The organism is Allobosea sp. 05T433 (assembly GCF_056396065.1).
Window position 1 is genome coordinate 173154 of record NZ_JBFTKS010000013.1, and the last position, 20340, is coordinate 193493.

At 66.0% G+C, this 20340-nt stretch carries 18 protein-coding genes and 1 pseudogene; 7 read left to right on the forward strand and 12 right to left on the reverse strand.

From position 1 onward, the window contains the following. Positions 1–123: 123 nt before the first annotated feature. The 5 genes from AC1DGP_RS19275 to AC1DGP_RS19295 form a co-directional block, all read right to left on the reverse strand. Positions 124–1104, reverse strand: a complete 981-nt coding sequence (locus AC1DGP_RS19275; protein WP_441507629.1) for an Ldh family oxidoreductase — start codon at positions 1102–1104, stop codon at positions 124–126. After that, complete coding sequence (locus tag AC1DGP_RS19280; RefSeq protein ID WP_441491579.1) at positions 1101–2030, reverse strand: hydroxyacid dehydrogenase; 930 nt, start codon at positions 2028–2030, stop codon at positions 1101–1103. Before AC1DGP_RS19280 ends, AC1DGP_RS19275 begins: the two co-directional genes overlap by 4 nt. A gap of 24 nt (positions 2031–2054) precedes the next feature. Beyond that, complete coding sequence (locus tag AC1DGP_RS19285; protein WP_441491578.1) at positions 2055–3104, reverse strand: YeiH family protein; 1050 nt, start codon at positions 3102–3104, stop codon at positions 2055–2057. An 83-nt stretch (positions 3105–3187) separates the two neighbouring features. Further along, positions 3188–4378 (reverse strand): UxaA family hydrolase, encoded by a 1191-nt coding sequence (locus tag AC1DGP_RS19290; RefSeq protein ID WP_441507671.1) that lies wholly within the window; start codon positions 4376–4378, stop codon positions 3188–3190. Between the two features lie 165 nt (positions 4379–4543). Continuing rightward, the gene (locus AC1DGP_RS19295) at positions 4544–4831 is read right to left on the reverse strand and encodes a UxaA family hydrolase (RefSeq protein WP_043234293.1); all 288 of its coding nucleotides are present in this window, start codon (positions 4829–4831) and stop codon (positions 4544–4546) included. 90 nt (positions 4832–4921) lie between these two features. On the opposite strand from AC1DGP_RS19295, the gene AC1DGP_RS19300 reads away from it, so the two are divergent. From AC1DGP_RS19300 to ruvX, 3 genes are all read left to right on the forward strand, one after another. Further along, positions 4922–5686, forward strand: a complete 765-nt coding sequence (locus tag AC1DGP_RS19300) for a GntR family transcriptional regulator (RefSeq protein WP_476769745.1) — start codon at positions 4922–4924, stop codon at positions 5684–5686. Between the two features lie 68 nt (positions 5687–5754). After that, positions 5755–6744 (forward strand): tripartite tricarboxylate transporter substrate-binding protein, encoded by a 990-nt coding sequence (locus AC1DGP_RS19305; protein ID WP_476832427.1) that lies wholly within the window; start codon positions 5755–5757, stop codon positions 6742–6744. Positions 6745–6800: 56 nt separating this feature from the next. Further along, entirely contained in the window at positions 6801–7292 is a 492-nt protein-coding gene (gene ruvX, locus AC1DGP_RS19310) for a Holliday junction resolvase RuvX (protein ID WP_441491575.1), read from the forward strand. 63 nt (positions 7293–7355) lie between these two features. Here the strand turns inward: ruvX and AC1DGP_RS19315 are convergent, their stop codons facing one another. Both AC1DGP_RS19315 and AC1DGP_RS19320 read right to left on the reverse strand, forming a co-directional pair. Then, positions 7356–7727 (reverse strand): hypothetical protein, encoded by a 372-nt coding sequence (locus tag AC1DGP_RS19315; RefSeq protein WP_441491574.1) that lies wholly within the window; start codon positions 7725–7727, stop codon positions 7356–7358. Positions 7728–7790: 63 nt separating this feature from the next. Beyond that, positions 7791–8282, reverse strand: a complete 492-nt coding sequence (locus AC1DGP_RS19320) for a hypothetical protein (RefSeq protein ID WP_441507626.1) — start codon at positions 8280–8282, stop codon at positions 7791–7793. A 271-nt stretch (positions 8283–8553) separates the two neighbouring features. On the opposite strand from AC1DGP_RS19320, the gene AC1DGP_RS19325 reads away from it, so the two are divergent. Together AC1DGP_RS19325 and AC1DGP_RS19330 are read left to right on the forward strand one after the other, a co-directional pair. Next, complete coding sequence (locus tag AC1DGP_RS19325) at positions 8554–9477, forward strand: AEC family transporter (protein WP_441507625.1); 924 nt, start codon at positions 8554–8556, stop codon at positions 9475–9477. 218 nt (positions 9478–9695) lie between these two features. Next, positions 9696–9884, forward strand: a complete 189-nt coding sequence (locus AC1DGP_RS19330) for a hypothetical protein (protein ID WP_441507624.1) — start codon at positions 9696–9698, stop codon at positions 9882–9884. An 83-nt stretch (positions 9885–9967) separates the two neighbouring features. Here the strand turns inward: AC1DGP_RS19330 and dprA are convergent, their stop codons facing one another. From dprA to AC1DGP_RS19350, 4 genes are all read right to left on the reverse strand, one after another. Then, the gene (gene dprA / locus AC1DGP_RS19335) at positions 9968–11197 is read right to left on the reverse strand and encodes a DNA-processing protein DprA (protein WP_441507670.1); all 1230 of its coding nucleotides are present in this window, start codon (positions 11195–11197) and stop codon (positions 9968–9970) included. Positions 11198–11212: 15 nt separating this feature from the next. Then, positions 11213–11824 carry a glycerol-3-phosphate 1-O-acyltransferase PlsY gene (gene plsY, locus AC1DGP_RS19340; RefSeq protein ID WP_441507669.1) on the reverse strand — a complete coding sequence of 204 codons (612 nt, stop codon included), beginning with the start codon at positions 11822–11824 and terminating at the stop codon, positions 11213–11215. A gap of 48 nt (positions 11825–11872) precedes the next feature. Then, positions 11873–13165, reverse strand: a complete 1293-nt coding sequence (pyrC, locus tag AC1DGP_RS19345) for a dihydroorotase (protein ID WP_441507668.1) — start codon at positions 13163–13165, stop codon at positions 11873–11875. A gap of 72 nt (positions 13166–13237) precedes the next feature. Next, on the reverse strand, positions 13238–14182 hold the full coding sequence (locus AC1DGP_RS19350) for an aspartate carbamoyltransferase catalytic subunit (protein ID WP_069880943.1): 945 nt from the start codon (positions 14180–14182) through the stop codon (positions 13238–13240). A gap of 294 nt (positions 14183–14476) precedes the next feature. Between AC1DGP_RS19350 and topA the strand changes: the two genes are divergently transcribed. After that, a complete protein-coding gene (gene topA, locus AC1DGP_RS19355) occupies positions 14477–17161 on the forward strand; it encodes a type I DNA topoisomerase (RefSeq protein WP_441507623.1) in 2685 nt (894 codons plus the stop codon). 243 nt (positions 17162–17404) lie between these two features. Here the strand turns inward: topA and AC1DGP_RS19360 are convergent, their stop codons facing one another. Then, a complete protein-coding gene (locus tag AC1DGP_RS19360) occupies positions 17405–18475 on the reverse strand; it encodes a DUF2778 domain-containing protein (RefSeq protein ID WP_476832428.1) in 1071 nt (356 codons plus the stop codon). 1330 nt (positions 18476–19805) lie between these two features. On the opposite strand from AC1DGP_RS19360, the pseudogene AC1DGP_RS19365 reads away from it, so the two are divergent. Further along, positions 19806–20340: pseudogene (locus AC1DGP_RS19365) on the forward strand (DNA translocase FtsK); the annotation flags it as partial.

Consider the following 20340-nt stretch of genomic DNA (forward strand, 5'->3'; position numbering starts at 1 on the left):
TCAGGCCGATGCCGACACAGAAAGTCGGATCATCGGACCGGATGCGAGCCGGTTCGTTGATATAGACTTTTGTCTTTGCATCGGCTTTCCCGAAAACCGCAATCCACTCTGCGGGCCGATGCTTTAGGCGGAGAGGATTTCCTCAGGGATCAGAATCCCTTCAGCGCGGGCCTTCGCACGCAGATTCAAGCGCCTCGTCCCCGGCAGGCGCGTGCCTGGCTGGTCCTCTATCGCGTGGGCCAGCAGCTTCATGCGTTCGGCGAACCAATTGCCGCCCATGCTGGCGGGATCGATCGCGAGGATGAGCTGGCCGGTATCGGGTGGACCGCCCTTGTCGTCGATGAAGGAGGACGCCTGGAAGGCGAAATGCGTGCCGACCAGTGCCGCGGCGAGGATCTCCACCATCATCGCCAAGGTCGCGCCCTTGGCGTCGCCGAGCGGCACCATGGTGCCGGCAATCGCGGCGGCCGGGTCGGTTGTCGGCTTGCCATCCGCATCGAGCGCCCAGCCTTCGGGGATGGGCTCGCCCTTCTGTCTGGCGGCGACGATCGGCCCGCGCGCGACCTTGCTCAGCGCCATGTCGATGACGACCGGCTCGCGCCCGGCGAGCGGTGCGGCAAAGGCAATGGGATTGGTGCCGAAGACCGGCTTCGAGCCGCCCCAGGGCGCCATCGCGCCCGGCGTATTGGCGAAGAGCAAGGCGACGAGCCCCTGCTCGGCCAGGCGCTCGACATGCAGTCCCGCAGCGCCGCAATGGTTCGAGCGCCTGATCGGTGCCGCGACGACGCCCTGGGCGCGTGCGAGTTCGGGCAGCTCGCTGACCGCAAGATCGATCGCGGGATAGGCAAAGCCATGGGCGGCGTCGATGGCGAGCACGCCGGGCTTCGGTCGCCGGGCGATCGGCACGGCCTGGCCATCGATCTTTCCCGATTTCAGCATGGCCAGATAGGTCGGCACACGCGAAAGGCCGTGGCCCTTCAAGCCGTCGGCCTCGGCCATCACCAAGGCCCAGGCAACGGAGGCGGCATTGGCCGCTGAAGTCCCCGCAGCGGCGAACAGCGCCGCAATTCTGGCTTCGGCCTCCTCCAGAGAAAGGCGGGTCATGTCCGCCCCTCCAGCGCGGCGATGACGCGCTCCGCGACGAGGCCGGAAACGCGCCCGTTCGATTCGACGGTATTGCCGGCGATATGCGGCGTCAGGATCAGGTTCGGCGTGCCGGCGAAGAGCTTGGCGCCGCCGCGCAGCGGCTCCTCCTCGAAGACGTCGAGCGCCGCACCGGCGAGCCTGCCGCTCTTCAGGGCCTCGACCAGCGCGGCCTCGTCCATGACTCCGCCACGCGAGGCGTTGATCAGGATCGCGTCCGGCTTCATGCGCGCGAAGGACGCGCTTCCGATTAGCCCCTTGGTCTCCGAGGTCAGCGGCAGATGCAGGCTGATTACATCCGAGGTCGCAAGCAGGGCATCGAGCTCCAGCCGCTCGACATTGCTCCAGACCGGATCACCGGCTGGAACATAGGGGTCGTAGGCGGCGATGCTCATCCCGAGCAAGCGGGCATGCGCCGCAGCGTCACGCGCGATGGCGCCAAAGCCGACGAGCCCCATGCGCTTGCCGGCGATCTCGCGGCCGATCAGCTTTGTCTTTGGAAATTCGCCAGCCAGCATGGCTGCATTGGCGAAATAGGCGCCGCGCAACAGGGTCATCGCCGTGCCGATGACATATTCGACGACCGAGAGGCTGTTCGCCCCGGTCGCCGGGAAAACCTTGATGCCGCGGCCGGCGCAGGCTTCCATGTCGATATTGTCGAGGCCGACGCCAAGCCGGCCGATGACCGTCAAATTCTTCGCGCCTGCCAGCAACGCCCCTCTCACCTGCGTCTGGTTGCGGACGATGAGGGCCGGGATGTCGGCGACCAGCCGGGCGAGTTCGTCCGGCTTGCCGAAGAGTTCAGGGTCGTGATGAACCGCGTAGCGGGCGCTGAGGCTTGCGACCGCCGCCTCATCCATGAATTCGGTGATGACGATATCGGTCATGGCTCTCCCGCCTTGCGTGGCTGCTCAACCCAATGCTGTCAGGCCGCCGAGGACGAGCCCGAGAATGACGAGGCTGGTCCCGGTGACGACGACAAGATGCCGCCAGCCCAGCCGCACCATCGAGCCGATCGAGGTGCCGAGCCCGAGCGCGGCGATCGCGATCAGAAGCCCCCAGCGCGAGGCCTCCAGCAAGGCCGCGCGCACCGGCTCATAGAATCCGGCCAGCGTGGGCTGCGTCGCAAACGCGCTGTTGACCAGGCAAAGCGCCAGGAAGACGAAGGCGAAAACCGGGACCGGCACCTTGGCATCACTGGGATGGCCGCCTTCGCGCGCCATCCACCAGCCGACGAGCAGCACCGCGGGCAGCAGCAGGAAGACGCGGAACAGCTTGACGATGACGGCAGCATTGGCCGCATCGTCGGAAACAGACTGGCCGGCGCCGACGACCTGCGCGACGTCGTGAATCGAGGCCCCCAGCATGACGCCGGTTTGGGTCGGGCTCAGGCCGAGCCAGACGCAGATCAGCGGGTAGGCCAGCATCGCGATCGTCGCGAGCGCATTCATGGCGATGACCGTGAAGGCGACATCGGCGGCCTTGCCGCGATAATCCGGAAGCACGCTCGCCGTCGCCAGCGCCGCAGAGGCGCCGCAAACCGCGGTCGCAACCCCGGCAAGCGCGCCAAAACCGTGTTCGCGCCCGAGCAGGCGGGCCAGCCAGAAGCCGGAGATGACTGTCACGATCATCGAGAACACGACCAGCAAAGCGGTCGACAGGCCGAGCGCGATGATGTCGCCGAGCGCGATGCGCAGGCCGAGCAGCGCTATAGCCCAGCGCAGCATCTTCTTGACGCAGAAGACCATGCCAGCCTGGAACCGAACGGTATTCGCCAGCGGATGCAAGGCCATGCCGATCAGCAGGGCGATGACAACTGCAGGGATGCCGATCTTGCCGCCGAGCCAGGTCTTCAGGACCGGCTCAGCCAGGACCGACGCAATGGCAACAGCGGTCGAGAGCACGATCCCGTCGAGAAGGGGGCGCCAGGCGCTCAGCGGAGAGGATGAGGCGACGGACAAGAACTCTGCTCCGGCTTGCTCTGCCGGTCTTCGGCAGGTGGAGGGCGGGCGGCATAGCGCCCGCCCGCCGGTTTAGTGTCCGGTCAGGCCGAGCGATAGAGCTTGGTCATCGAAAACTCGCGATGCCCCAGTGCTTCGGCCGCGGTCATACGCCCATTGGCGGTGCGCACGATATTCTGGATGAGCGCATCGCCGGCCTGCGAAATCGTCAGGTCGCGGCGCAGGATGCCGGAGACGTCGACATCGATATGCTCCGGCATGGTGCGCATCGTCTTGGGATTGCCGGTGATCTTGATGACCGGGACGATCGGATTGCCGATGACGTTGCCCTGCCCCGTCGGGAATGTGTGCACGACATAGCCGCCGGCCGCCATCAGGGTCACGCATTCCGCCGCGGCCGAGGAGGTGTCCATGTAGTAGAGGCCGGGGCCCTTGGCCGGCGCTTCCGCCGGCTCGAGGATGTCGATGAACTTGCACTCCCGGCCGATCTTCTCGAGATTGCCGAGCGCCTTTTCCTCGATCGTGGTCAGGCCGCCGGCGATGTTGCCCTTGGTCGGCTGGCTGTCGGAGAGGTCGTCGGTCTTGTGGGCCTCGATCACGTCGTCCTGGTAGGCCTTCCACATCTTGTACCAGCGCTCGCCGACCTCCGGTGTCGCGGCGCGGGCCTTGCAGAGATGCTCCGCACCGGTGATCTCGGAGGTCTCGCCGAAGACGCCATAGACGCCGCGCGGAATCCATTTGTCGTACATGTTGCCGACGGTCGGGCAGGAGGAGAGCCCGGTCGTGGTGTCGGATTCACCGCATTTGGTCGAGACCCAGAGCTCCTCGATGCCGCATTTCTCGCGCTGCAGCTCGGTCGCCCACTGCACGAACTCCTTGGCGACATAGGACGCCTTGGCGATCGTGGCGATGTCGCCATGGCCCTCGATGCCGAAGCCGACGACCGGCTTGCCGGTCTTGGCGATGCCGTCAACGACCCGCTTGGTCCAGCCATCCTCGATGCCGATGACGATGACGGCGGCTACATTGGGGTTGGATCCCGTGCCGATCAGGGTGCGGAAATGGACCTCGAGATCCTCGCCGAACTGCAGGCGGCCATAGGCATGCGGAATCGCGAGCGTGCCCTTGATATTATTGGCGACCGCCTCGCAGGCGGCATTGGAGAGGTCGTCGAGCGGCAGCAGCAGGACGTGGTTGCGCACGCCGACGCGGCCATTCTCCCGGCGCCAGCCATGGAACGAATCGAGACTGCGGCCGGTCGGGCGCTTCACCATCGGCGCCTTGAACTCGGGCGCTTCGATCTTGCGGCCCTTGATGCGTCCGAGCTTGCCCTTCACGAGGTCGAAATTGGCGACGATCGACATGGCGTTTCCTTCGTTTTCTTGACGGGCTCGACCCTGGCGGGAGCCCCGGAACAGGTCAGGCGGCGAACGTGCCGATCACCAGCGCTTGGTCTTGGCGTTGTGCACGTGGAGATGCTCGCCCTTGCCGATATCGGCGACGGCCTTGCCGATGTCCTGGCCGTATTTCCAGATCGTGTCGCCCTTCTTGATGTCCTTGAGCGCGACCTTGTGGCCGATCGGGATGTCCATCTTCGCGGCCAGGCGAAAATCCGAATTGTCGTGGGTGACGACGCAGAGCATGTCCGTCCCGGCCTTCAGGCCCTCGACGACGACGACACCGACGGTGTCCTTCTGCTCATGCACCAGGAGATGGGGCTTGCTCATGTAACGCCTCCTTCAAGCTTGCGAAGGTTCGCTCTGGCCCGTGCGAAAATCGGGCTCGACCTGCGCTCGGTGAAGTCTTATATAAGACATATGAGTGTGCACAAGCTCGAAAATGCAGAGCGGCGCGGCGCGGTCGACACGGCTGAGCCGCTGGGCTTTCGGCCGCTCTATCGCCAGGTGAAGGCGATCCTCGTTCGCCGGCTCGTCGATGGCGTCTGGGCGCCGGGCGAAGGTCTGCCGAGCGAAGGGCAACTCGCTGCCGAGATCGGCGTCAGCCAGGGCACGGTGCGCAAGGCGCTGGACGAACTGGCTTCCGAAAATCTCGTCGTTCGCCGACAGGGGCGCGGCACCTTCGTGGCCGAGCACGACGAGCGCCGCATCCTGTTCCAGTTCTTCAAGCTGGTGCCCGACCATGGCGAGCGGCGCTTTCCCGACAGCGCCGTGCTGAGCATCGCGACCGGACTGGCTGACGCAGCCGAGCAAGCTGCGCTGGATCTCGACGACAAGGCGCCGGTCATTCGCATCCGCCGGATGCGCTCGCTCGATGCGGCGCCGCTGATCGTCGAGACGCTGACCCTGCCGCAACATCTGTTCCCGGGGCTGGAGCATGGACCGGTGCCCAACAATCTCTACAGCCTGTTCGCGGCGCGCTACGGCGTGACGATCGCGCATGCGCGGGAGAAGCTGAAGGCCGTCGCCCTGTCCCCGGTGGATGCAGCTGCGCTCGGTGTCGAAGCCGGCCGGCCCGCCTTGCAGATCGACCGCGTGGCTCTGGCGCTTGACGGCATGCCCGTCGAACGACGCCTCAGCCTCTGTCTGACCGAGGAGGCTCATTACCTTTCCGACCTGCGCTGAGGCGCGGGCGGCATACCCGTTCCATACCAAGCCGCCGGAGAGCGGTTCGTCACGACCGGAGGAAATGAATGATTGCCAAGACGACGAGACGCCTCGCACTCGCGGGGTTGCTGGCGCTAGGACTTGCCTCGCCCGCGGCGGCGCAGGGATTTCCAACCAAGCCACTGACATTGATCGTGCCCTTTGCGGCGGGCGGACCGAGCGACGTGATCGCGCGGTTGCTTGCCGACCATATGGGTCGCACGCTCGGCCAGCAGGTGGTGGTCGAGAACATCGCCGGTGCCGGCGGCACGGCCGGCGCCAAGCGCCTCGCCGCATCCGACGCCGACGGCCACACTCTGCTGATCCACCATCTCGCGCTCGCGGCCGCGCCTTCGCTCTACAACAATCTCGGATACGACACGCAGACCGCTTTCGCGCCCGTCGGGCTGGTGAATACCGGGCCCATGGTCGTGGCCGGCAAGCTCGCATTGCCGCCGGTGGACGCCAAGGCGTTCTTCCCCTTCGCCAAGCTGCAGGCCGACAAGCTGACCATCGCCCATGCCGGGATCGGCTCGAACGCCCATCTCTGCGCGGTCCTGCTCTCGCAGGCGCTCGGCGCGAAGTTCACACAGGTTGCCTATCGCGGCACAGGTCCTGCGATGAACGATCTCGTCGCCGGGCAGGTCGACGTGCTCTGCGACCAGTCGACCACCGCGGTGCCGCAGGTCCAGGGCGACAAGGTCCGTGCCTATGCGGTGACCTCGACCGAGCGCCTCGGCGTGCTGCCGAACACGCCGACCGCGCGCGAGGCCGGCACCGATCTGGAGATGACGATCTGGCACGGGCTCTACGCGCCGAAGGCAACTCCGGCAGCGGCGCTCGACAAGCTGAACGGCGCGCTGAAGGCCGCTCTCAAGGACCCCGTCGTCCTGGAGCGCTTCAAATCGGTCGGCACCAGCGCCTTTCCGGAAGCTGAATGGAGCCGCGACGCCCATGCCAAGCGCTTTGGCAGCGAGATCAGCAAATGGGCGACCTCACTCAAGRCCGCCGGCGTGACCCCGCAGAACGTGAACTAGACGCCATCCCCCACGCGCCGCTCGCCAGTACGGGCGGCGCGTGCTACCCGGCCCTGATGTCAGCCAATCTGGTTCCTCTCGAAACCTTCCTGAATCTGCCCGATCACGCGCGGCTGCTCGGCCTCGACCTCGGCACCAAGACGATCGGCCTCGCGCTGTCCGATGTGGAGCGCCAGATCGCAACGCCGCTGGAGACGATCAAGCGGGTCAAATTCGGGCTCGACGCAGCAGCCCTGCTGAAGATCGCCGCGAAATTCGACGTCGCAGGGCTGGTCATCGGCCTGCCGCTCAACATGGATGGCACGGAAGGGCCGCGCGTCCAGTCGACACGGGCCTTCGTCCGCAACCTCGCCCCCCTCACCGCCTTGCCGATCGCATTCTGGGATGAGCGCATGTCGACGCTGGCCGTGACGCGCACCTTGCTCTCGGCGGACGCCTCGAGAGCCAAGCGCGCCGAGGTGGTCGACAAGATGGCTGCGGCCTACATCCTGCAGGGTGCGCTCGATCGCCTGATGCGCATGGAGCCCCCGGACACCGACGAGGCCTGACATGCGAACGCCGCCACGGTTTCCCGCGACGGCGCCTCTATCCTGACATTGCCGGGCGGCGGGTTACGGAATGACGTAGCCGCGCTTGATCGCCTTCTTTTGCGCCTCTCGGTGGTTCTTGATCGCGCGCTTCTGATCCTCGAGGCTCATGCCTGCCATCGGATTGTTGTTGCGCGGCCCGCGATCATAGCCGCCGCCATCATAGGAGCCGCGCCGGTCGTCGTAGCGTGGGCCGCGCCGGTCGTCATAGCGTGGGCCGCGATCGTAGCCGCGGTCATACCCGCGATCAGGGCCGCGCCCGTAACGCGGGCCGGGCTCGTAATAAGGATCGCGGTTACTGCCGCCATAGTACTGCGCCGAGGCGGGAGCCGCCCACAGCACTGCCGACGCCGCAAGTCCAAGGCCGACCAGCAGGGCCTTGCTGTAAACGCTCATTCTCGTCCTCCATGACCGCGCACAAAGCCGGTCCGCCTCAAAACTCAAATCCCGGGCCGACGATCAGTTGCCGCCGCGCGCCGGATCGGTGGTTCCGTTACGGGAACCACCATAGGGGCCACGCTCTGAATAATAGTTACCGGGGCCGTAGTACCCGCCATGGTAGCGCGGGCGCTGATAGACAACCACGGGCTCCTCATAGACATAGGCGGGCTGGTAGCCGTAACTCGGCTGATAGTAGCTCGGCTGGTAGCCGTATCCCCCGTAGGCGTAGCCATCATCGTAGTAGTAGGTCCCGGAATAGGCCGGCCGGTTGGCTGCGATGGCAGCCGCGCCGAGAAGACCAACACCAACGGCGCCTGCGATGGCAACGTTACGGTTGCAACAGCCCCAGCCCCGTCCACGATAGTAGCTGTATCCGGCGCCGGCCTTGTCGAGGCGGCTTGCGTCAACGCCGGCGCGGGGCTCGCTGGCCGCCGCCGGCAGGACGAATCCAGCGGCCGAGACCGAGACGGTGGCCAAAGCCACGATGGCGGATTTCCTGAGAGAAGACACGGGTCATATCTCCTGCGATTCACGCGCCTGAACCTGGATCGCATGATCAGGCATCATGCTTGAATGCGGCCTGAACCAATCACGGCGGGATTGCGGCGGATGCAACTCGGACTGCGCGGGACGCGCGCTTGTTCGGGGCCGGCTGTCGTGAGAGGGGTTACGAAACGCCTCCGATGACAGTTTCCCCTCCATCAACGTCAGCTTTGGCAGATTGTTCCGGCGCTCGGATTCGCGCTGCCGGCGCCAAAGGCCGTCGCAGCCAGGTCCCGATATGAATCCGATCATCAACAGCCTGGTGGCGATCTTCCTGGTGCTCGCGACCGGCTGGGCCCTGAAGGCTCGCGGTTTCGTCTCCCCCAGCCACTGGGCCGGGGTCGAACGGCTGACCTATCAGGTGCTGTTCCCGGCAGTCGTCATTCACACCCTGGCCGTCGCGGATCTGAGCCAGTTGCCGGTGCTGGCGATGGGGCTGACCCTGGTCACCGCGATTCTCGGCGTATCGACCGTCCTCCTGATCGTTCGCCCCCTGCTTTCGCGTGTCGGAATCAACGGCCCGGCCTTCACCTCGGTCCTGCAGGGCTCGGTGCGCTGGAACACCTTCGTCGCGCTGGCCCTGGCGGCCGGGCTGCACGGCCGTGAGGGGGCAACGTTGATGGCGATCGCGGTGGCCTCGATGATCCCGCTGCTGAACGTGCTCTGCGTCCTCGTCTTGGCGCGCTTTGCCGTCGGGCGCCCGATGAGCGCGGCAGAGACGGCGCGCTCGATCGCAGTGAATCCCTTCATCTGGTCGTCTGCCGTCGGACTTCTGCTCAACCAGATGCAATGGATGCTGCCCGCGGCCCTCACGACCTATGTCGATATCCTCGGCCGGGCGGCGCTGGGTGTCGGGCTGCTCGTGGTCGGCGCCGGGCTCGAGATCCATCGCTTGAAGCAACCGCGACTAGCCCATGGCCTTGCCATCGGGCTCAAGCTCGTCGTGATGCCGCTCGTCGCCTGGATATTGGCGCGGCAGTTCGGCGTCACCGGCACCGCACTGACGATCACGGTGGTCGCGGCTGCGGTGCCGACGGCTACCGCGGCCTATTTCCTCGCGCGCGACATGGGTGGCGACGCCCCGTTGATGGCCGAGATCACCACGATGCAGACCCTTCTGGCGCTCGTGACATTGCCGGTGGCGGTCCTGCTTCTGGGATGATTCCAGACGCGCGTCAGACCCGCCTGCCGATGCACGCAGAAATTGAATTCGTTATTCCGTTAGGTCATTCTACGCATTGAGATCGCGTCGCTGCACGACCGCAGCGCCGCATCGTTCAAGGGCAAGCTGCCATGACTGCGCGAGGGCCGAGGCCAGGCCGCAAGACCAGAAATCCTCCCCATACGCCATTCGAGGCCGCTTCGTTCTCGACCACTCCCGTGAGCCTGGAGAGCTCCGCCACCCAGCAACTCGGAGTTGCCGAGTACATCGAGAGCATTTGTGTGGAATTGCGCATGATGGCCCGGGCGGCCAAGCTCGAAACGCTGGTCTACTTCCTCGACATGGCCCGGATCGAGGCCACGATCCAGATCGAGAGCCACGGAACGCTCGGCAAGCCATCCGACTGAAGACGTTCTCCGACGGAAGGAAGCCCTCCGACTGACKGCCGATTCCGCGAGGTTTGATGGCCGGGCGGGCCGTCCCGACGCGCTCAGGGCATGACGCGCGAAAGCGCGCCGCCGGGATGGCGCAGAATCGTGCCGTCGAGTTCCAGCTCGATCAGCAGCCGGCCGACATCGCGGGCGGAGCGGCCGCTGGCCCGGATCAGGTCGTCCAGGGAAACGGGAGCTGCTCCAAGCAGGGCCAGGACGCGCGCGCGGATCTCATCGCCTCCCCCTTCTCCTTCCGCTTCGCCTACCGCTTCCGACGGTGGTTCGAGATCGGAGCCGGCGATGGCAGGGGGCAGAACCGTCCTCGGCGCCGGGGAGATTTCCGGCAGATCGAGTTCGTCCCAGAGGTATTCTGATTCCGGATCATAGCCCGCGCGTGGTTGTGCGAGGCCTGTCGGCAGGGCGCCGCCATGGCCCAGCAACGGTGCGAGCGCCTCGATGACATGCGCGGCCTCTGCGCATAGCGTCGCGCCTTCACGGATCAGGTGATTGCCGCCCTCGGCGCGCGGATCGAGCGGCGAGCCCGGTACGGCAAAGACCTGGCGCCCCTGTTCATTGGCGAAGCGGGCGGTGATCAACGACCCAGACTTGCGTGCCGCCTCGACGACGACAGTGCCGAGCGCAAGCCCGGAAACTAGGCGGTTGCGCTGCGGAAAGTCGCGTCCGCGCGGGGCCCACCCCATCGGCATTTCGCTGATCGCCGCTCCCGACATGATCAGTCGCTCGAACAATTGAGCGTTCTGGGGCGGATAGATTTCGTCGAGCCCACCTGCCAGTACGGCGACCGTGCCGGTGCCCAGGCTCGCGCCATGGGCAGCGGTATCGATGCCGCGCGCCAACCCCGACACCACGACGAAACCGGCCTCGCCGAGATCCTGCGCCAGCCTGGCGGTGAATTTGAGGCCGGCCGCCGAGGCGTTACGCGAGCCGACCAACGCGACGCAGGGGCGCAGCAGGACCTCGCCGCGACCAAGCACGAGCAAGAGCGGCGGCGCGGAATCGATCGCCTGCAGCGGCCGCGGATAGTCGGGCTCTCCGAGGGCGATCAGTCGGCCGCCACACCGGCGCAGCGCTTCGATCTCGCGTTCGGCCTCGGCAACGGAGCAAATCCGGATGCTGCGGCCCGAGGTCCGTGCCAGTTCTGGCAGCGCATCGAGCGCAGCCGCGGCACCGCCAAACCGATTCATCAGAGCGCGGAAGGTGCGTGGGCCGATGCTTTCGCTGCGGATGAGCCGGAGCCAGTCGAGACGCTGGCGATCGGTGAGTGCGATGCCAGCCATCCCTGATCAGCCCTTCTGGCCGATCTTGCCCTCGCTGCGGTCCAGCAGCCTGGCAATGTTCTCGCGATGCATGAACCAGAGCAGCACAGTCAGAACGGCCATCAGCACGGCCATGCGCGGCTCGTTCGCCCAGAACCAGAGCAGCAGCGGCGTCAGCAGGCTGGCGAGCAGCGCAGCAAGCGATGAATAGCGGCTGAGATAGGCGACGCTAAGCCAGATTGCCGCGAAGGTCACCGCGATCGGCCATTTCAACCCGATCAGAATGCCGAGATAGGTGGCGACGCCCTTGCCGCCCTTGAAGCGCAGCCAGACCGGGAAGAGATGCCCGAGGAAGGCACCGAGCCCGGCGAGGAGCGCAGCATCCCGGCCGCCGATCAGATAGAGCCCGACGAGCACGGCCGCCGTGCCCTTGAGCATGTCGCCCACCAGGGTCAGCGCCGCCAGCTTCTTGTTGCCGGTGCGCAGGACATTGGTGGCGCCGATATTGCCCGAGCCGATGCTGCGAAGATCAGGTCCGCCGCTGAGGCGCGTCAAAACGACACCGAAAGGGATCGAGCCCAGCAGATAACCGATGGCCACGGCAGCCAGTGCCGAAGACCCGGGCAGGCCCAAACTCATCATCTCAGGCATTCCGCCCCCGCTTCCCCAGGCCATCGCCGCAAGAGCTTAGACTGCGTCCGCCTCGTAGACCACTCGTCCGGCAACGAAGGTTGTGCGTACCAACCCATCGAGCCGCGCCTCGTCGAAGGGCGAATTCTTGGCCCGCGATTTCAGCTTGCGCTTGTCGACGACATAGGGCGCGTCGGGATCGAGCAGGATCAGATCGGCCGGAGCTCCGACCGAGAGGCGCCCGCACGACAATCCAAGCAGAGCGGCCGGGCGCGTCGAAAGCGCCGCCAGCAGTGTCGGCAGATCGGTCTGCCCTGCATGGACCATGCGCAGCGCTGCCGACAGCATCGTCTCGATGCCGAGCGCGCCATTGGCGGCCTCGGCGAAGGGCTGGCGCTTGGTCTCGACATCCTGCGGGTCATGGTCGGAGACGACGACATCGATCACGCCCTCGGCCAGCGCGGCCACCATGGCGAGCCGCTCGTCCTCATGGCGCAGTGGCGGCGAGACCTTGCAGAAGGTGCGGTAGTCGCCGACGTCGTTCTCGTTCAGCGTCAGATTGTTGATCGAGACGCCGCAGGTGATCCGCACGCCATCGGCCTTGGCCCGGCGCACGAGTTCGACGGATTCGGCGCAGGAGATCATCGCGGCGTGGTAGCGCGCGCCGGTCGCCCGCGCCAGGCGGATATCCCGCTCCAGCATGACGGTCTCGGCTTCGATCGGAATGCCCGGCAGGCCCTTGCGGCTGGCGAACTCACCCTCGTTCATCACGCCGGCGCCGCGCAGGTCCGGATCCTCGAGATGGTTCATCAGCAGCGCATCGAAATCGCGGCCGTAGATCATGGCGCGGCGCATGACCTGCGGATTGCGCACGGCCCGGGAGCCATCGGTGAAGGCGACTGCGCCTGCTTCGAGCAGCAGGCCGAACTCGGTGATCTCCCGGCCCTCGATCCCCTTGGTCAGGGCAGCAGCCGGCAGCACGTTGACGACCGCCTTGTCGCGGGCACGGCGCTTGATGAAATCGATAATGGCGGGATCGTCGATCGGCGGATCGGTATCCGGCCTGCAGACGACCGTGGTGACCCCGCCGGCCGCGGCGGCCTGCGAGCCCGTGCCGAGCGTTTCGCGGAACTCCGCTCCCGGTTCACCGAGAAAGGCGCGCAGATCGACCAGCCCTGGCGCGAGGATTAGGCCGCCCGCATCGACCCGCTGCACGCCCTCGCCCGTCGCCGGAGCGGCGCCCCAGGCGATCTCCGCAATCGCACCATCGCGCAGCAGAAGCGCACCCGGCCCCTGCCGGCCCGATGCAGGATCGACCAGTTGGGCGTTGACGATCGCAAGCTCGCGCATTTCGGACATGATCTCGCTCGGTCTCGCCTTCAGTGTTGTGTTCCAACCGGCCGGGGAATGGCTCGGCCGCGCTCAGCCATTGGGCAGATGCTGGGCCAGCGCATCCAGAACCGCCATGCGGACGGCGACCCCCATCTCGACCTGCTCGCGAATCAAGGACTGAGCGCCGTCAGCGACTTCCGAGGAAATCTCGACGCCGCGATTCATCGGGCCGGGATGCATTACGAGCGCGTCCGGGCTGGCCAGCGCGAGCTTGTCGCGGTCAAGGCCGAAATAGCGGAAATACTCCTTCGGCGACGGCACGAAGGCGCCGTGCATGCGCTCGAGCTGGAGACGCAGCATCATCACGATATCAGCCCCTTCCAGTCCCTTCTTCATGTCGGTGAAGACGGAGACGCCCATACGCTCGATGCCAACCGGAAGCAGGGTCGAGGGGGCGATCAGGCGGACCTTTGCGCCAAGCGCATTGAGCAGGATGATGTTGGAGCGGGCGACCCGCGAATGCACGATGTCGCCGCAGATCGCGACGGTCAGCCCGGCGATCCGGCCCTTGTTGCGGCGGATCGTCAGCGCATCGAGCAGGGCCTGGGTCGGGTGTTCATGCGCACCGTCGCCGGCATTGACGACAGAGCAGTCGACCTTGCGGGCGAGCAGGTTGACCGCACCGGCGGCGTGATGGCGCACCACCAGAATATCGGGGCGCATCGCGTTCAGGGTGGCGGCCGTGTCGATCAGCGTCTCGCCCTTCTTCACCGAAGAGGATGCTACCGACATGTTCATCACGTCGGCGCCGAGGCGCTTGCCGGCAAGCTCGAAGGAGGCCTGCGTGCGCGTCGATGGCTCGAAGAAGAGATTGATCTGGGTGCGGCCGCGCAGGGTCGCCGTCTTCTTCTCGACCTGTCGCGAAAGCGCGACATAGTCCTCGGCGCGATCGAGGAGAGCCTCGATATCCAGATGCGACAGGCCCTCGATGCCGAGGAGGTGGCGGTGCGGATAGGTCGGGGCTGGCGATGTCATTTGAAGGTGGTTGTTTAGGCACAGACTCAAGACGGCGCAAGCGGCGAGATGGCCATTGTCCAGCGCTTCGTCCAAGGGCGGGCCGGAGCGACCGCGCGGGGAACGGCCGGAAAGCGACAGTTGATCGCCGCGCCACTGTTGCATTCGCGCAGCAATCCCTATTTGACAGCGCTGTCGTGCTGAACCACTTTCGCGCGCAATTCCGAACCTGACCCCGGGCGCCCAGCGCCAAGCCAGGCCGGACCGGCACGATGCGTGCTGGCCCTGCCCCTTTGTCATGAGACTTTAGCTGCCATGAAGCTCCTCGTCGTCGAGTCGCCGGCCAAGGCCAAGACGATCAACAAGTACCTGGGCTCCGATTACGAGGTCATCGCCTCGTTCGGGCATATTCGCGACTTGCCCGCGAAGGACGGCTCGGTTGATCCCGAAGACGACTTCAAGATGCTCTGGGAAATCGAGGGGCGCGGCGCCAAGCAGGTCGCGGAGATCGCCAAGGCGGCCAAGGGTGCCGAGAAGATCATTCTCGCAACCGACCCGGATCGCGAGGGCGAGGCGATTTCCTGGCACGTGCTGGAAGCGCTGAACCAGAAGCGCGCCATCAAGGGCATTCCGGTCGAGCGCGTCACCTTCAACGCCGTGACCAAGGATGCGGTGCAGAAGGCCCTCGCCAACCCGCGCCAGATCGATCAGGCCTTGGTCGACGCCTATCTGGCGCGCCGCGCGCTGGACTATCTTGTCGGCTTCACCCTGTCTCCGGTGCTCTGGCGCAAGCTGCCCGGTGCCCGCTCGGCCGGGCGCGTCCAGTCGGTGGCCCTGCGCCTCGTCTGCGAGCGCGAACGCGAAATCGAAGCCTTCAGGGCCCGGGAATACTGGTCGCTGGTTGCGACGCTCGCGACAGATACCGGCGCGACCTTCGAGGCTCGCCTGGTCGGAGCCGACGGCAAGAAGATCACCCGGCTCGACATCGGCACCGGGGCGGAGGCCGAAGCATTCAAGGCGGCGCTGGAGACAGCTCTCTTCAACGTGGCGCAGGTCGAGGCCAAGCCGGTCAAGCGCCACCCCTACCCGCCCTTCCAGACTTCGACGCTGCAGCAGGAAGCCTCGCGCAAGCTTGGCATGGCACCCGCCCGCACCATGCAGGTTGCGCAGCGGCTCTATGAAGGCGTCGACATCGGCGGCGAGACCGTCGGTCTCATCACCTATATGCGAACCGATGGCGTCGACATGGACGGCAGTGCCATCACGGCTGCCCGCAGCGTCATCGGCAAGGAGTTCGGTGCGGCCTATGTGCCGAGCGCGCCCCGCAAATACACGGTCAAGGCCAAGAACGCGCAGGAAGCCCACGAGGCCATCCGCCCGACCGATCTCGGCCGGCTGCCAGCGATGGTCGTGCGCCATCTCGAGCCCGAACAGGCCAAACTCTACGAGTTGATCTGGAAGCGCACCATCGCGAGCCAGATGGAATCGGCCTCGCTGGAGCGCACGACGGTGGACGTCGCCGCCAAGGTCGGTTCGCGTCATCTGGAGCTGCGTGCCACCGGTCAGGTCGTGCTCTTCGACGGCTTCCTGACGCTCTATCAGGAGAGCCGCGACGACGAAGAGGATGAGGACAGCAAGAAGCTGCCGCCGATGAAGGCGGGTGACGGGCTGGAAAAGCGCGCCATCGCCGCCGATCAGCACTTCACCGAGCCGCCGCCGCGCTTCTCCGAGGCGAGCCTGGTCAAGCGCATGGAAGAGCTCGGCATCGGCCGGCCCTCGACCTATGCCGCGACGCTGGCCACGCTGCGCGACCGCGAATATGTCCGCATCGAGAAGAAGCGGCTGGTGCCCGAGGACAAGGGCATGCTGGTCACCGCTTTCCTCGAGAGCTTCTTCGGACGCTATGTCGAGTTCGACTTCACGGCGAGCCTGGAAGAGAAGCTCGACCGTGTCTCAAATGCCGAGATCGACTGGAAGGCGCTGCTGCGCGAGTTCTGGGAAGAGTTTACCCAGGCCATCGCCGGCACCAAGGACCTGCGCGTCACCGAGGTGCTGGAAGCGCTGAACGGTGTGCTGGGAGAACATATCTTCCCAGCGCGCGGCGATGGCGGCGATCCGCGCACCTGCCCGACCTGCGGCACCGGTCAGCTCTCGCTGAAGCTTGGCAAGTTCGGCGCTTTCGTCGGCTGCTCGAACTACCCGGAATGCCGCTACACCCGGCCGCTGACCGTTCCGGCCAATGACGGCGAGGCCACGGCCGAGGGTGGCCAGGGCGCGCCCGGCGTGCGGGTCCTTGGCAAGGATCCGGTCACGGATCAGGATGTGACGCTGCGTGACGGTCGTTTCGGCCCCTATGTCCAGCTCGGCGAGGGCGAGAAACCGAAGCGCCAGAGCTTGCCCAAGGGCATGAGCGCGGCTGCCGTCGATCTCGACAAGGCGCTGGCATTGCTTGCGCTGCCCAAGGAGGTCGCGAAGCATCCGGAGAGCGGCGAGCCGATCCTGGTCGGCATCGGTCGCTACGGCCCCTACGTCCAGCACGGCAAGACCTACGCCAATATCGACAAGGACGACGATGTCCTCGCGCTCGGCGGCAACCGCGCCATCGACCTTATCGTCGCCAAGGAGAGCGGCGCGGGCGGAGGACGGTTCGGTCGTGGAGCGGCGGTGCCAGGACGGGAGGTCGGCGAGCATCCTGCTGGCGGCAAGCTCGTCGTGCGCGCCGGCAAATACGGCCCCTATGTCAACTGGGGCAAGGTCAACGCGACCCTGCCCAAGGCGATGACGCAGGAGAGCCTGACGCTCGAACAGGCGGTCGAACTCGTCAACGCCAAGGCCGAAGCCGGAGGCGCGAAGGGCGGAGCGAAGGCAGCCGCCAAGACGAAGCGTCCAAGCGCGGCGAAGGCGCCAGCCAAAGCGCCGGCAAAGAAGGCTGCCGGCAAGACGGCCGCCAAGGCTGCGCCGAAGTCGAAGGCCAAGACCAAGGCCGACGCCGAGGGCTGACCCTCGGCGTGCTCTCGCTTCAGGGAAGAGGCTGGCCAAGCTTATCGCGGCGAGGCTTCAGCCCGGCTCAATCTTCGCGCCCTATGGACATGCTCCCATAGGGCCAGCGCTGTTCTTGATGCCGATAGGCTTCCCCCTGCTCCAGGAAAAGCGGCCAGCCTGGGTCGGCGCAATGCAGCGACCGATTGGATTCGTTGCGCAGTGGAGGAAAAGCGGCCTCGGACGCGGGCCGCGAAGTCCGGCCTACATGCTGGCTACGACGACCAGGCGTTTGACCTCACCCCTGAGATAGGCCTGCAGGAACTTGTCGTAGTCCCTGAACGAAACGCATCCGTTCGAATCCCCTCGCGGTCCGAGGAGGTAGGTATGCGCCAACAGGCCGGCGCGTCCGTGGATGGCGCCGCTGCCGCCGACCGGGTGGAGCCGTATGGCCCGCACACCGTGGAAAAGAGCCTCGCGCTCCTTCAGATCGTAGACATGCGGCGGCGTGACACCCTGCATCCTCACATGCGCGAAGCGTGGGTCGTCCATCTTGTCGCCGAGCCCAGAATGCGCCTCGAGCCGGTCGCCATTTGGCATGTACACCATGCGCGCCGAGATATCGTAGATGGCCGTCGCCTGGGCCGAGACGCCCGCCGAAGCCGGCAAGGTCGGGCTGAGCTTTCTGCCGCGGCTCCTGTCGACGACGTCGTCCTCCGGCGCTGCATAGGCGAGAGCCGGCCCCGACGAGCGCTGCACCCCAAAGATCTTCTCGAAGAACGAGCGGTTATCTGCTGCCGTCGGCGCGGGCGGGACGGCGGCGGTCCGTGTCCGCCGGGTGGTCTGGCGCTCGACTACGCGCGGAGCCTCCGGATCGGCGGGAAGGCGAAGCTCGGACGGGCGCGGCACCGGAAGCGGCGTAATCTGAGCGAGCTTGGGCGCGTCCTGCGGCTGCGGCACCGGCGCAACGATCTCCGGTTCGACGGCCGGAGCCGGCAGCTCGACGGGGTCGGCAGGGGGCGCCGCGGCGGATTGGAAGCCGGCGGCCAGGGGAGAGCTTTCGCCAAGGGTGAGAGGAGCCGGCCCCAGCGAATAGTYGGGATCAAGGAGCGGATCGTAGCGTCGGCTGGAAGCGACCAAGATCGGTTCCAGCATGGGGGCAAGCTCACGCACGGCAGAGACGATCGGCTGACCGTCCTTCTGTGCCCAGAAGCCGGCTGCCGCGCTCAGACCCAGGGTCGCGACGACGAAGGCAATTCGGGAGAAACGGATCCTGTGTCGGCGATTGCGCGCACGAGGGGCGAGGCCAGCAGTCGGACCGGACGAAAAACTCATGCGTCGTACTCTCGGGATACTCTGGTACTCTTCCCGCCTCCGACGCGCGCCAACACCCACCCCGCTCACGCAGACTCATCACGATGAGCCGCAAGCGGGTCGGCTTGCTGTCCCGATCTTCAGTGCTGGGAAACCCTAACTGTGTTCGATCTTGATTAAGCGCGCGCTTGGTTAATCATGAATGAAGCTGAATCATGTTTTTCAAAGTGCGACCCTTTGGCGCGTCCGACGCTCAGCCCCCTCGGCAAGCACTGCGGCAGGCCCCGTATCTAACGACGGTGAGGGAAGCTGTGGCGTTGCGTGGCTCGCTCCGTCCGGCTTGAGTTTCACGAGGCGTTAACCCTGCCCCGATACGCATTCAGCACCACCGTCCCTTCCAAAATAGTAGCCGTAACTGTCGATGCGTAAGTTGAAACTCTATCCGCAACGTATCGACGGAAACGACGATCATTGCCCGACATCCATGCCCGGCAGCTCTGACGAGAGGGCCGCGAGGCAGGTCCCTCACGGTCTGCGCGCTCAGCTGCCCGTTTCCGCGGTCATCACTCCCGTGCACCGAGCGCCGGACCTTGACGCGGCGCCCAGTCGTGTGCGCTACACAAGGACGCCGGACCATCTCCTGCGGAAGGTGTGGGGTGGGCTGGAGGCTACGACGACACCCATGGTGGACGTCGACGCGGTCGTTGAGGCCAAGGTCGAGATCGATCCATGCGATGCGATCCCGCCTGCGGACGAAGACCATGTGAGTTTCGAAGAAGCCACGCCGGAAGTAGCCGCACGGGAAGTCATGGAGATCGTTCCCGCTGAGAGCGAGGCGGATGGCGCACTCGAGCTCTACGCGAATATCTCGGACCATGCGTTCTGGGATCTTGGGTCGATCTCTGCCGAAGGCATGTCCAGCCCCGCGCCTGAGGCGCCGTGGGAGGAGCCAGCGACGCCTCTGCACCGGGACTATGCCGAAGACGCTCCATCCTCAGTCGAGAGCGGGGACGCTGATGCGGTCCTTGCTCTTCCGGTTAGCGACCTAGCACTGAACGTCATTCCCAGTTCCGCTCCGGCCTTGAGCTGGTCGCAAACCTATACGGTCAACCTCCAACTCGGAGGCGCTGCATGGTCCAAGAGCGACATCGCGCCCGGTGTGCAGGCGTCCGGCGAAAGCCGCTCGCATGCCGAGCCCCGCGTGGCGCAAGCCGTTCTGCCTGCAGCCAAGCTGGAAAGCGAGCCTGAGCCAACCCGGAATGGCGAGGCCGACGAACCTGCCGGTGTCGATCGTCAGGCAAGACGACGCAAGGCGCTGCCTGCGCCCGCACCCCTCATGCAGACGGGCGTCTTCGAGCTGCCGCCGCTGAGCTATCTTGCCGAGCCGAAGACGCAGCCCGAGGCGGCGGTCTCGACCGAGACCCTGCAGCAGAATGCGGGATTGCTCGAAGGGGTGCTCGAGGATTTCAACATACGCGGCGAGATCGTCCAGGCCTGTCCCGGCCCGGTCGTGACGCTGTACGAGCTTGAGCCGGCGCCGGGCATCAAGTCGTCGCGGGTGATCTCGCTGGCCGACGACATCGCCCGCTCGATGAGCGCGATCTCGGCGCGTGTCGCCGTCGTCCAGGGCAAGAACGCGATCGGCATCGAACTGCCCAATGCCAAGCGCGAGACCGTCTTCCTGCGCGAGCTGCTCGCCAGCCAGGATTTCGAATCGACCAAGCACAAGCTGGCGCTTTGCCTCGGCAAGACCATCGGCGGCGAGCCGGTGATCGCCGATCTTGCCCGCATGCCGCATCTGCTCGTCGCCGGCACCACCGGCTCGGGCAAGTCGGTCGCGATCAACACCATGATCCTGTCGATCCTCTACCGGCTGACCCCCGCAC